Here is a 12,974-nt window from a genome sequence, read left to right as displayed (position 1 = left end):
TAAGTATTTTTGTACATTTGAACTGTCAGAAAATTGTACATATACCATTCGATTCTTTTTCGATATATAGAGAGATGATACTTCTATTTGGTAATTTCTCTCCAAGTTCTCCTTTAACTTCTCTCGCCAGTCTTCAATCAACACCTGCCTCCTAAAGTGAAAATATTTGAGGTTGTCACAGACATGCTATATATTGCATTTATCACTAAAAAACAATAGAGATATTTTACTATGTTTAACGACTGTTCAACACTATTTATTGGGTATGATGACGGTAATGCCCAACATAAGATCTCAGCTGAATCTGTTAAAACCTCCTTTCCTACACACATCCAACGTTCGACTGAACGTTTTGCGGTACTAGATGAAACCTTTTCAGTATCAAGTAATGCTCCTGTTCAAACGAAATTTACTTCTGCTGTTACAGGTAACGCTTACACCATTGGTGAGGTAAAACAACCTATTCCCAGGAACGATGACTTCTCCAATAGTGAAGCAGCTCAGGTTTTACTGCAGCATGGCTTAAATCAATTTGGAGATGAGTTACTCAATAAAAAGTACGTTCTTTGTACTGGAATGCCATTAAGACAGTTCTTTAAAACAGATGGGTCCGTCAACGAAAACAATGTTAAGCAAAAGATGCTCTCTATGCAGAGATCTTTTGATCACTTAGGTACTGACCCGGAATCGAAGCTGCGGAAGTCAAATATTGAAGCTCTACTTGTTCAGCCCGAAGCACTAGCAGCCCTTCGTGTATTCCTATTTAAGAGAGATGATTCAGGGATGTTGGTACATAACCCTGAATACATAGGAAAAACGATCGCAATCGCTGATCCTGGTGGTAAAACAACTGATATAGCTGTGTTTGACGATGGAACTATTGATATGGATCGTTCTGTCACCCAGGACATCGGGTTCAATCAGATTGTCAAAAAAGCATCCAACTACCTTTACGATTTAGGTTTCACCACACCCACACATCAGCAGTGCCGTAAGTTAATTGATGAAGGTATTGTTACAGTTCGGGGGGTTGAAAAAGATCATTCAGAATGGGCAGAGAATGCACGGAAGGAGCTAGCTAGTAAGATTTTTGGCGCAATCACTGATACCTTATCTAAAGCTGTAGATATTGATTTAATCATATTCATTGGAGGTACTATTGCCGCATTGCGTGAAGAAATTACACCTTTAATTGAAGAGTATTACGGTAAAGATAACAACTCATTCCTCATACCAGATGAAGCAGACAAGCTAAACGCTTGGGGCCTTGAGTTGTTTGCAGAGCTTTGGTACCAAAACAACAAAAAGAATAAGTAGGCAAAGGTCATGGGGCGCTTTTCATTAAAAGTGGAAATAAGGATACCAAATGATTACTCAACAGAATGCCGAGAGTTAGCGAATTCAAAATCAATAACTCTCAAATCGTTAGTCGAAGAGTTAATTAGAATTGGGTATTTCATCGAAGAGGGTGAGTTCGATAAGCTTATGTATTATTTTGATAACATCCTCCCTCATGAGATCAGAGACTGGGATTGGTGCCGCAACTTAGGGTTACACATTGATAAAGTAAAGAGAAGAGCTAGCATACACATAACGGATTCTTCTGTGTATCACCAAGGTCTCGTTCATACTTATTTGTCTGCACATTCCGAAAACGATCCCAAGCAAGCTCTTAATGATGTCAACCAACATGCTATCAATATGATGAATTCTGCTATTCATTTCCTTCAAAACCAAAGTAATAAAGAAAGGTTTAAGTGTAATGAGTACAAGACACTCGAAAATGTTGAGCAACATTTGGCTAAAATAGCTTCAAGTATTGAAAAGCTTTCAAACCACCCTATTGGCTTTAGAGCTGTTGAGGGGCAAACTGAACAGCCAGATGCTTTTTCTACGAAAGATGATTATCTTGAAAGTAAAGATGGTGTCTCTGATAGCTTAGCTATTGATAATTTCAACATGGAGTCATTGCTGATAGCTTAAGAAAAATGGGGCTAATGGGGCTTAGCACTGTTTAGTTAAGCCCCACTTTTGAAAGGAGTTGGTAGCGATTTTATTCGTCAAAGAGAGCCTCAATTTGTTCATTGTCTAAGTCCCCTTTCCGACTTTTGAACCTATTAAAACCTTGTTTAACTGTTTCTTTAACTCTTGCTTTAACAGCGTTAAAAAAGTCCTTCCAGTCGATCTTGTAATCTGAGTCCAATGTGTATGCAATAATGCTAGGAATTGAAGATCGTGCAACGCTATCCAGAACAGCCATCTCTTGTGGTGTCGGTTCCGCCTCTTCTAAATGCAATTCAAAAACCTTGATCGTTATGTACCACTTCTCACTATCGTAGTGTACTAAGTCACTATCGAATTTCGAAAGGAGAAATTTAATCTCGTTAGAACTTAGTTTATAGGTAGGGAAACCAACGACAATGTTCATGAATTTTGCAGCCATACCATTGTCTATTATTTTTCTTCCTGGAATCTGGCTAGCACTACCCTTTCTGAGCTCGTTTTTGATGTGTGAAAAACTACAACGCTCTGTGAACTTAGCCCTAAGTTCGACTAGGGTGTGTTTTGCTGCTCTATCTGCAATCGTACTTGCTTCAGTTATACTGATTTTTTTGTTCCTATTTTGTTTTAGCAAAATTGCTGTTTTAAGTCTTCTGGCGTATAAGCCAGGGAAACCTTCTAAGTCACTGTAAGGGTAATCGTATGCTGATTCTAAACATTGTTCATACAGTTCCACCCAAGGGCTTTTTAACTCTTCTAGCTCTACAGTCATTGTGAACTCCACTTTCTATTGTTTATAGTCCATTTATAGCATATATCTAATTTTATTAACACAAAGCTGACTTAACATTTGCTATAATATATAATAGAATTCTTAGCAATATGGTTATTACCGCAATATAATAAATACAAAAGTAGTAAACCTTTGATTTAAGGTGATAAGAATGCCAAAAACCAAAAAGTTACTTATCTCTAGGCTGGCAGACATTGTTCAAAAGATTGAACTACTAGAGAATCCCAAACGCAACGCCCGAATTTTAGAGTTGGCACTAGGGCTAAATGGTGAGGGTCCACATACTCAAGCTCAGATTAAAGAATTTCTTGACGTGGAGTACCCAGAAGCAACTGTTAGTACCGAAAGAATCCGTGTCATCAAGAGTGTACTTGTAGATTCGTTTGGCAAGGAACTAGTTAAATCGTGGGATGAGTTTTTCGAAAATCTGTTTGATTACCTGTACTCTCAGGTCCCAATTGAAATTGGGCTACTTGCCCAACGTTTAGCCGATCCCAAATATCAGAGTTTTAACCCCAAGCTTGGACATCAAGAAGCATTTAGTGAAAAACCATTTAATGTTTTGGGGCTGATGAAAATCCTAGAGTTCAGACCAAAAGTCGACACGAGACAACTCAAAATTAAGAGGCTCTATTTTGAGTTCAATGACACACGTATAAAGGGTCGTGAGAGAAATACTAAAGAGTCTACGCTTTTCCTTATTCCAAACAACTTTAACGTTAAGTTAGAAAACCTTCTTAACCACGCAGAACGAGCTGTAAAGTTCAATGGGATGATACAAGAGCAAATCTTACTACCTCTCATGCCTAAAAAGCTGCCTGTACATAAAAGAGAGGAATTAGCTCACTCTTTGCTTATCTGTCATAAGGATTTCATGTGGCTAGATGAGCGATTAGGCTACTTGACCCTAACTAACTCTTTAGATAATAGGATTACAAGATTTGCAGCTAAGATTTTTAAAGTTGTTGATGAGATTTCAATTGCCCTATTTTCATGCCAAATATCAAGAGCAGTACGGGCCCAAGCTCGCGCATTAAGAAGTGACTCAGATTTAGAGTTTCTACAAGAGCGCTCAAATTTATTGAATAATGTCTCTTATGGTTCTGACATACCTTTCAAAGTGCAAGACGCTTTAATGTATTTCGTTAGAGCGGGATTATGCACGATTGATGAGAGCAATACTCTTCGTCCTACTGAGCTGTTACTGGATAACGTTGATGTTTCTCTTCGTCGTTCAGAAGAAATAATGATGGACGTACTAAAGAATGCACCAAACCAAACGTTAAGTAACTCTGAATTCCGCGAGAAAAGCATAAAAGAGATATCTGAGAGGACAGCAAAGCTGTATGACGAACGTTTTGAAGATTTTATTGCTAAGGACATTATTCTTAAGAAAGACCAGCTCGTGCTTTTTAATAGGGATAGCGTTGACTCTTTAAAGAGATGCACTAGAAGCGCTATTGAATCTCAAAGAAGCATTTATAAAGGCGCTCGACAACCTCTTTATCTAAGACTAATTGAACTTGCCAGTTTATATATTGAACGAGCCAAGAAAGCTAACGCTTCAATTGCATCTAATCGTACACAGTTGAGAAAAGCTAAGGCAGATAAGAAGGTGAAGCTTGAGAAAATCGAATCTCTTGAATCAACCTCTTCTGACTTACGTTTGTTAAAAGCAGAGTGCTCTGATTTCTCGTTAAGAGTTGATAAGTTACAAGAGGAACTGCAACGATTAAACAGAAAAGTTTCTCAGTATGAAAAGGCAGGTGAATCTAGGAGATCTTTGTTGAACTCAGAACTTGAAAGGATTCATATTGCTGAAAGACACATGTCATTCTGCGAGCGATTGCTAACTACAAGAGACTCAATTTATGAAAAATCAATTCAAATCGTTGTCGATGAGCTTTGTTCTACTCTGATGTCACTCAAAAGTAGTGAGGTTGATGAAGAAATACTCAAATCCAAGTCAGACGTTGCTATTAACGATGTTCTCGGCTCAATTCTAAACAGAGTTGAAGGCATCGATTCTGAGTTTTCTAATGATCTCGAGAAGCTTAAATTTACTGATATTCTAATCTACCGTGTGATATCAGATTCGATTTCCTTACTCGATAGACTCGACTCTGAGCTACCAGAACCAAATGATAAATTTTCAGATTTGATATTGAATTTGATTTTGGAGTTACCTGAGGATTCCGATGGTAATAGGAGCACTACGTATAGCGAGTTTAAATCAGCTTTAATCGAAAGAGCTATCGCTGACGAAAGAAACCATGCTGTTGGCCACTTCAACCAACATAATAGCTATAGCCCCCTCTTTGTTCGTGTGAGAAAAGCGGAATACTCGTACGTAGGTACTGAAGCTTCTAAGCATGCTGACTTTGAGTATATATAACTAAGAGATCAGGAGTACAAATGCTAAAGATTTTTAACAAATTTATGATGTTACTTGCCCTATTTGCTACCGTAAGTTTGGTGTCATCAGTTGTTGAAGGAAATGCAGTCTTAGTCTTTATGACGTCGGCATTTGTACTTGGTTTGCTATGCATCATTCATAAGTTCAAAGGTGGAGTACTATCTCCTACCCTCTTAAAGGCCGTTGAGGTTGCAGTGGTAATTGTATCTATTGGATGTTTGCTTACAGCTCCTCCCGGCGAGGGATTTTACGTTTTAGCTTGGTTATGGACGACCGTGTTTTTCACGCTGTATAAAAAGGCCGATACTCATGTCTAATTCATTAAGCAAAAAAGTTAACATACGTGGGCCAAATAACTACCAGTTTTTAAAGTGGATTCTGGATGCTAACGATAATTTTTTGGCACTTAACCACTGCAATGACCCGGATGGTTTTCGTACAACATCTAAAGCAATTCAATCTCAGCTTAATAAAATTGATGAAACGGATGTACAGAAGATTCGGTCTACTTTCATGCAATTATTGGTTTTCTTTCCAGAGTCTAGAGTAGATAAGTTCGTCGGTTTGTTTCATGCTGCGAAATCTCGTGATAAAACTTCAACAACCACAATGGCACTGTCTAAGCTTACCAAAAAAAGGTTTGATTCCTTATGTAAGAGAGTAGCTAAGTCTTCAACGAATGATGAGTTTTTAAATCTGCTACTCGATTTAGCGGAGACAGAATATGGGTTGGATGAAAGTAACATGAGGTAGTGGTTTGGTAGGGCCCATATTACTATTCATATTAGAAAATAAAGCAGCTACGATAGCTGCTTTAATTTAAAAATTAATAGTTAAAAAACTGGGATTGTTGACTATGAATGCTATGTAAGAGCTTATCACTATATATGGCCCCAGTGGATACTGCCCTCTCGTTCCTCTTATGTATGTTATGACGATGAACACAAACATAAAGAGTATTGTGAGCATTGTTATCTCTACGCCAGCCCAAGCCCCTATACCAGCCCCCAGCCTTAAATCACCATTTGCCATTCCAATATTTTTGTAAAGCACTTTATGCATAGTATTGAAAAGGTAAAGAAGCCCATACCCTAATAAAGCACCGCTAAGCGATTCTTCGGAAGATAGATAGCCATACTCTGTACAAGCCAGAACCAAACCAGACCATAAAATGAAATTTGTTAGTTTTTCTGGTAGAAATTGACTCGCTAGGTCAACCAAAAACGCCATTGCTGTTAGGCAAAAGAAAATGAGCATTAAAAGAAACTGCTCAAATGAAGTTGCTATTTGGTATAGAGTCACCGTTGAAGCGGCTACGGTAATTTCTAATACAAATACCTCTTTATAAGTTTGGTTGTTTCCCTTCAGGCCACCAGCAATGCAGGAGAAAGGTACCCAGTATCCAACACTTTTGCATAAGCTAGTGAAGTCAAACCGTCCTTCACGGTTACTTGGTTCTAAAGAGTATTCAGGATAATAGGTGATGAGATCATTTCTGATCTCATCTTCTTCAATTTGTGGCAGTAATCCAGCTATGACATAAGTGATCTTTGCAATGAGACTACCAGTAATTACCAGGAACAGATAAGAAATCATTGTTATCTTGTAATCTCCATAGTTTCTTGCTCTTTGGAGTTCATATCAGAACGCGAACCATCACCTCTTCGCAATGTTGCTCTCCATGGCTTATCTAAATCAATCTCCGTTTTTAAAGGAGTACTAATTTCAGTTAGATTCTCAAATGCTTTAGCTACGAAGTAGCTGTATGGCTCACGTTGATTCTTCTTCGCTGTTCGAGGCATTTCTTTTGCAGCTTGTATTTCACGTTCTGCTACCAAACCAGCTGCTGCAGATTTTAAACTTGAAATCTTTAAGGACTTTTGTGTCCCATCTAGTGGGTCTTCATACAGTAGATTTTGTCTACTACTAGGGTCATTCTCAATAATACCTTTCTCTTTAAGATCGTTAACTACCTTCCTTACTCCAGTTTCGTGCAGTCTGGTAGCAACTTTGTTGTAGTATTTAGATAGTTCACCTGTATTACCCACAGGGCTATTCCATATGCCGAAAAGAGCTTGCCTAAGCGTATCCTCAGGTATTTGACGTTTTTCAATAGCGTCCTTTAGACAAATTCGACTAAAGTATATAGGGTCATTAGCGCCCTTAATTGGGCTTGAAGGCGTGGTAAGATATTCATGTACCTTTGCGTGTAGCTTTTTATCAAGAGCAGAAAATTTCGTCACGTAGCCTTGCTCATTGCGTGTAGATTCGATCATCATCCCCACTCTAGCTTCAGTCGCCAACCAATTGCCTATTTCACTAGCTTTAGATGCATATTCTTGTTTAGCTAAGTTGTCTTCAGGTTTTTTTATTGATACCAATACTTCAAGTGCTTTTTGAGTTAGCTCTTTGGTATCTGATTCTGGAGATGTCTTTGATGCGTATAGGAAGGCTGCTTTCTTTTGTATAGCTGACTGTCCTTTGTCGCCTACAAGTTCATTAGCAAGTTTCACATAAGCTTTTACATCAGGATTATCATCGAAGTCGAAGTCATTAATATTGACCTTTGTTGTCTCCGAGAATGTTTTGGTTACAACCTGGATAGGCTCCTCTGATTGGTTAGTCACTTCTACTTTATGTGGTGTCTCAATTCTACTTTTAACGTCATGGACGTCTATGGCATTTTTGGCTGCACTCTCAGCTATGTTTGTAAGTAGTCCAGTAAGATGGGCCACACTCTCCTTATCTGAGGATTTGAGTGACTGAAGTACTTTTAAAAGTTCCTTTTCTATCTCACTTTGGTGTTGTCCATTTCTGGATTCATCCTTTATCTCGTTTGCAGGAGCTGTATTTTCTATGTCAGGGCTTGTTGTGTCTTTTGACGGTATCGCATCTGAGGATGTCTGTTCACTATTAGGGTTATAGGAAGAGGAAGTACCATCAAGGTCTGGTGCAACATCTAGGTTCGCATTAAAGTTTTGGTTCTCAGAAAGCGCAATTTCCTCAAACATTTCGACTTGCGCCTGGATTGAGTTTGCGGCTCGTTGTTCATTCCAAGCTTTCTGCTTAGATTTATCGAATATAGACGTTAATTGTTCTGTTGTTGGCACATTAACATCTGGAGCTTCTACGTCTACTAAAGGTAAATCGATTTCACTTCTAACATTCAAAGTAGAGGCTTCTACAGTGGTTGTTGATTTCCAATATTTCGAACTATCGGCCCAGGCACCTACCGTCGTAAAGCTTGAAATTCCAACAAAAGTATCTTTTGGTGTGAACTGGTCACTAAAGTTAATACTTGTAGCATTTAGTTCATCTAACACTAGCTGACTTAATGATTTTGCCCCAGTATTAGTTTTTATTACTTGTTCATCGCTGTTTGGTGGTCTTGTTGTAGAGTTGACAAGCACATCTGTCGTTCTATCAATCTTCTCCATAGATTGCTCAGCCAAGGAACGCTCGCCTACCCCTGTAGTTTTCTGATGCTTAAGATCCAGTCCATCGGACTTGGGGTCAACTTGACCCAATTCAATACTTACGTCATTGATTGTCGTATCTATACTGTGTCTTTCTGCTTGACTTACAGATGATGGCTGTTCGTTAGATACGGATTGGACTTCCACTTCTTGGTCAGCTAACTCAAACAAATCTATTGTGCCCTGGTTTTCAACATGTTCTGAGCCAGCAACACTAATGGTTTGCTCTTCCTCATCTATGCCGAAATCATCAAGACCCCATTCAACGTCTTCCATACCTGAAAAATCAGGCATATCGCTCTCTAATGGGTCGATTGTTGAGGGTTTAAACGATGGGGCGTCAAGTTCAGATAATTCATCCAACCAGTCATCTGCATTATCGAGTAATTCTGGGCTATCCGTTTCTGCCTCAACCTCAATGCTCTCTTCCAGGTTATGATTGCCGTGAGTGAGTTCATCGGACCAAGCGTCAGGGTTAGTCAGTTCTTGCTCGTGGTTTACAGGCTCGTTGTCTGTTTCTAGGTCAATAGCATCAACTATATTTTCTTTGAGCTGTTCTAACTGGGCTCCCTCTATTTCAGGTTCCAGTTCATTCATGTCAAGGTTAGCTAATGTGTCAATATCAAAGTTGAAATCATCGACAATGGGTTCTATTTCATGTGTGGTTTCAATAAGATCATGGTCCAAGCCTGTATATTGTTCTCTGAAATCAATATCGAAGCCACCATCGGCAGCAAGCTCTGCGAAGTTGGTACTATCTAAGGTTAATTCATTATCGTTATCTAAACCTTCTGTATGGGCGTTTTCGATGTTGTATAGCTCAATTAAGCTAAGAGTCTTTGTCGGCTCTCCAGTTGATGCATTAACCCAGCTACCCTCTTGGTTCAACATTATCGGGGTATCATTTGATATTGGGAGTTCGTACGTCCCCCAATCTGTTGAATCAATTTGTACTAAGCAGGTTTCTAGTTCTCGAGAAAGTTGACCAGGTTCCTCTTGCAGTGGTGCTTTTGGCTGCAATAGCGGTAAATCCACAGGGTCGATTGTTGTTGATATAGGCGTTTCACCATGCTTTGAAATATAGTAAACGGTTGTAGGTATGGTGAATTTAGTGCCATTCAATGCGTCAATTTTATTCTCTGCAAGAGCCAATGAATCGAACTCATAGTTACCGTTTACAGCTCCATTAGGTGCAAATGATTTAACTGTGTAAGGTTTTGACTGCCGCTCAGCGGGTTCGATATAGAAGTTTTGATCTGCACTAGAAAAAGCAGATGTATCGATATCAATAATGTTTGGTTGAGAGCTGATTCTGTCAAGCTCATAAGCAACTTCATTACTGTCAATTTCTAATTCAGTTACTGGTTCAAGTTCGTTTGTCGTCGTACAATTTATTTTGATTGTCTGATTTGAGTTTTCGAGCTTTGCTTGTATCGACCTTGGGTCCACTAATGTAGACATTACTTCCGATACGCTGAGGCCGAATTCTTCCTCAAATGTCCTTGAAGTAGTTCTGTCTGGCTTACCATCTGCATCAATATCTCGTAATACAAAGTTTTGATCAGTAAGCCACTGATAATTATTGTTACTAAAATATATTGATTCGACTACAGCGTTGATGTCTTGTGCAAGGTCTGCTCTGCTGTTGTATCTCGGTTGTTTCAGCCCTTTGCTACCTCCGATAACAAGCTCACCATCTTCAGAAACTCTTATTGGTCTAGCAAATGTTCCCGTTTCATTCTCAACAAGCAAAACGACATCATGGGCCAATTGAATATCCCTAATATCGTTGTATGTATCTGCGGAAGTAAAAGGTACTTTTGATTCCTCGTCAAAGCATCTGTATGTTGAACCAACATATTCGAGAGCTTTGGTGTAAGCACTATCAAGGTTTTTTTCAGCTTGAGAAAACTTCTCATAAGCTATCTGAACTGCGTGTCCCTTTTCAATTTCTAGGTTTATTAAAATTTCTTTAGCGGTGTCTGCTTTCTCAATAGTTTGCCAATCTCCGTCGATGTGACGTTGTAGCGAATATGACACTATTCGTTCTATATTATGTTCATTAGGAGCTACGTTAGCTTCTTGAACAGGTAGCTCAGAGACTCGGTGATCTATTCGCTCTTGTTCTACGGATACTGCTTTTGGAGTTTCGAATTGCATTCCAACGGGAAAGCTAGTGGTTAGTAGGGTCCCATCGATGCCATATGCATCAAAGATATCAGTGAATTTATCTCTTTCTGCATCCAGAAATTTCCTGGGAGCGACATACTCTTTTGATGGTGTAGTATTGTTGCTTATTACCAGCTCTAACTGGTCTCCCATAACTTCTATAGCTTTATCATATTCAAAAATATCGAATAAATTATTGTAGTCTGTAGCCTTAATTGCAGTGGCTTCTGGAAGTACATCTAACTTTTCCCAATCAACGCTAAAGCTTTTTACCCCAAATTCGTCGTAAGCTTGAAGAGCGACCTTCGCGCCTGTATTCAAATTAAGAGCTCTAATCGAGTGTTCACTCGTAGGGGCTTTTAAAAAACAGTCATTATCTGAGGCGTTTAATAGGGGGTTGTTAGGGTAGTCCTGGCTGTACCGCTTTATTGCGTGAGAGATATTATTAGCAAACATCGCACAAACAACAGCAACATCTAAACCACGTTCCTTAGCGGCGATAAACAAAGACCCTCCATTAGCAAAGCCTTCACTCGTTATGATCGTTGTCTTAGGTGTAATATTGCCGAGTTGAACAAAATTGTTTTTCATGTCGTCATTCATGACTTCAAACATTTTGTTAGTGGGATTTTCTTTGTTCCAGGGAGAGCCATTATGGGCTAAGAACTGTAACCCTCTAGTCTCCTCCACATTAGGGCCCATTTGAATGCTAACCGCTGGTTGGTCGTATAAAGATGTTAGTCTCATCAGACCATGGAGTTCTGGATAGTTTAGTAAGGCCTCCAAATGTTTTTTTTGGATATAAGTGCCTTTTACGGAATCTTTAGTGAGTTCTGGTTTTTCGAAATTGGCATCAATTAAGGTTTTAACCTCGATCTCACGTTTAGCGTTAGCTTCAGCTATCTCTTGCATCTTCTGTTGATGCTTAAGCTCTGCTTCTTTTGCGGAGGCAGCTATTTTATCCGCTAGTTCTTTTTGACGAGTTTCGTGAGCAAGACGAGCTTGCTCAGCTGTTAGGTTTGCCTCGTTACCCAAAGGGGCACAAGGTAGACGTTCGCACCAGCCTTTGAAGTCAGGTTTAAAACTGATAAATGTAGAGTCTCGACCTATAAGCGAAATACCGACGGCAAGTGAGACCGTTGGCGTTATGTCACTCGGATTTTTGTCGTTGTAAAAAACCCTAATCCCAGCTGCAACCGACCATTCTGACTTTTTACCGCCTTTGTGGTGGAATTCCTTAGCGATACCTCCGACTTTTGCACCATTTTCACCAATAGTTGGAGAGTCAGCGTATGAGTTTAGGTCAATGTCAAAATCAACGCGCTTACCACTAGAGCTTGTGTACTTTTGACTATCTGCGTAACTTTGTATCTCACTTAAGTGCTCTTGAAACATATTTTTACCAAGAAGCTGCAGTGATTTAGTGTCTGCTTGATACGTTTCGCTCAACATTAGCTCATAAAGTTCAGCTTTGTGTTGATACATTTGAGCAGGATTAGCTAGTTCATTTTCATGAACCCCGTTATTTAGAGACTTTATGTTTTCTCTAACTAGCTTCTCTAATCTAAAAAGTGAAGAATGATCTATGTACCCAAGTTTAACTGCTTGGCTAGAGAACTCACTTAAAAGTGAATCTTGAGCTTTGTGAGTTTTATCTAAGATTGATGCTGAGTTGTGTTCTGGACTAAACCTACGTTGCCATGCTTCATATGCTTTGTTTTTAGCGGCCACATACTCAGGATTTTTATATACATCGTCTCCGGTAGCCCTGAGCTCACTTGCAATTTTTCCGAGCTTTTTACGCTCTTCAAAGAATTCAGAAATACCATTTTTTGAATAGACTTCAAATCCAGATGTTAGATGGATGGCCAATGCAGCGGCTTTAGCCCAATGAACTTCTGCAAATTCCCTCGAATAAGTTTCATTGAGACTTTTTGACTTTCCATTCACGTAATCGGAAAGCTTTAAACTAGCACCCATTGAGTTCTTGGAGCGTCCGAATGGATGTCCATAATCTCTCAAAATAGTTTTGTTACGGTCTTTTTTAGTGGCATAGACCGTGCCTCGGAGACTTGCTTCTAGTCTTTCTACAATGTTACTAGGTGTATTGTGATTCATA

At 39.2% G+C, this 12,974-nt stretch carries 8 protein-coding genes; 5 read left to right on the top strand and 3 right to left on the bottom strand.

Features of this window, described 5'->3' with window-relative positions:
* Positions 1-231: 231 nt before the first annotated feature.
* Both R8N47_RS19230 and R8N47_RS19225 read left to right on the top strand, forming a co-directional pair.
* The gene (locus R8N47_RS19230) at positions 232-1,317 is read left to right on the top strand and encodes a ParM/StbA family protein (protein WP_025634167.1); all 1,086 of its coding nucleotides are present in this window, start codon (positions 232-234) and stop codon (positions 1,315-1,317) included.
* Positions 1,318-1,326: 9 nt separating this feature from the next.
* On the top strand, positions 1,327-1,983 hold the full coding sequence (locus R8N47_RS19225) for a hypothetical protein (RefSeq protein ID WP_025634166.1): 657 nt from the start codon (positions 1,327-1,329) through the stop codon (positions 1,981-1,983).
* A 70-nt stretch (positions 1,984-2,053) separates the two neighbouring features.
* Here the strand turns inward: R8N47_RS19225 and R8N47_RS19220 are convergent, their stop codons facing one another.
* Positions 2,054-2,773 carry a hypothetical protein gene (locus R8N47_RS19220; protein WP_025634165.1) on the bottom strand — a complete coding sequence of 240 codons (720 nt, stop codon included), beginning with the start codon at positions 2,771-2,773 and terminating at the stop codon, positions 2,054-2,056.
* 172 nt (positions 2,774-2,945) lie between these two features.
* Here R8N47_RS19220 and R8N47_RS19215 point away from each other — a divergent pair, with 172 nt between their 5' ends.
* From R8N47_RS19215 to R8N47_RS19205, 3 genes are read left to right on the top strand one after another with little or no spacing between them, the layout of a single operon-like run.
* Positions 2,946-5,189, top strand: a complete 2,244-nt coding sequence (locus R8N47_RS19215; RefSeq protein WP_025634164.1) for a hypothetical protein — start codon at positions 2,946-2,948, stop codon at positions 5,187-5,189.
* A gap of 20 nt (positions 5,190-5,209) precedes the next feature.
* On the top strand, positions 5,210-5,527 hold the full coding sequence (locus R8N47_RS19210) for a hypothetical protein (protein ID WP_025634163.1): 318 nt from the start codon (positions 5,210-5,212) through the stop codon (positions 5,525-5,527).
* Complete coding sequence (locus R8N47_RS19205; protein ID WP_025634162.1) at positions 5,520-5,963, top strand: hypothetical protein; 444 nt, start codon at positions 5,520-5,522, stop codon at positions 5,961-5,963. Before R8N47_RS19210 ends, R8N47_RS19205 begins: the two co-directional genes overlap by 8 nt.
* Before the next feature lie 66 nt (positions 5,964-6,029).
* Here the strand turns inward: R8N47_RS19205 and R8N47_RS19200 are convergent, their stop codons facing one another.
* Together R8N47_RS19200 and R8N47_RS19195 are read right to left on the bottom strand one after the other, a co-directional pair.
* Positions 6,030-6,806, bottom strand: a complete 777-nt coding sequence (locus tag R8N47_RS19200; protein ID WP_025634161.1) for a prepilin peptidase — start codon at positions 6,804-6,806, stop codon at positions 6,030-6,032.
* Between the two features lie 2 nt (positions 6,807-6,808).
* The gene (locus R8N47_RS19195) at positions 6,809-12,973 is read right to left on the bottom strand and encodes a hypothetical protein (RefSeq protein WP_077202327.1); all 6,165 of its coding nucleotides are present in this window, start codon (positions 12,971-12,973) and stop codon (positions 6,809-6,811) included.
* Between the last annotated feature and the right edge of the window lies 1 nt (position 12,974).

It is taken from the genome of Vibrio sp. 2132-1 (assembly GCF_033344315.1).
This window is presented reverse-complemented; position numbering and strand designations above follow the sequence as displayed.

What these genes read in the sequence shown, in the direction of transcription:
- R8N47_RS19230 (WP_025634167.1), top strand. Translation starts at nt 232, where the DNA reads ATGTTTAACGACTGTTCAACACTATTTATTGGGTATGATGACGGTAAT.
- R8N47_RS19225 (WP_025634166.1), top strand. Translation starts at nt 1,327, where the DNA reads ATGGGGCGCTTTTCATTAAAAGTGGAAATAAGGATACCAAATGATTAC.
- R8N47_RS19220 (WP_025634165.1), bottom strand. Translation starts at nt 2,773, where the DNA reads ATGACTGTAGAGCTAGAAGAGTTAAAAAGCCCTTGGGTGGAACTGTAT.
- R8N47_RS19215 (WP_025634164.1), top strand. Translation starts at nt 2,946, where the DNA reads ATGCCAAAAACCAAAAAGTTACTTATCTCTAGGCTGGCAGACATTGTT.
- R8N47_RS19210 (WP_025634163.1), top strand. Translation starts at nt 5,210, where the DNA reads ATGCTAAAGATTTTTAACAAATTTATGATGTTACTTGCCCTATTTGCT.
- R8N47_RS19205 (WP_025634162.1), top strand. Translation starts at nt 5,520, where the DNA reads ATGTCTAATTCATTAAGCAAAAAAGTTAACATACGTGGGCCAAATAAC.
- R8N47_RS19200 (WP_025634161.1), bottom strand. Translation starts at nt 6,806, where the DNA reads ATGATTTCTTATCTGTTCCTGGTAATTACTGGTAGTCTCATTGCAAAG.
- R8N47_RS19195 (WP_077202327.1), bottom strand. Translation starts at nt 12,973, where the DNA reads ATGAATCACAATACACCTAGTAACATTGTAGAAAGACTAGAAGCAAGT.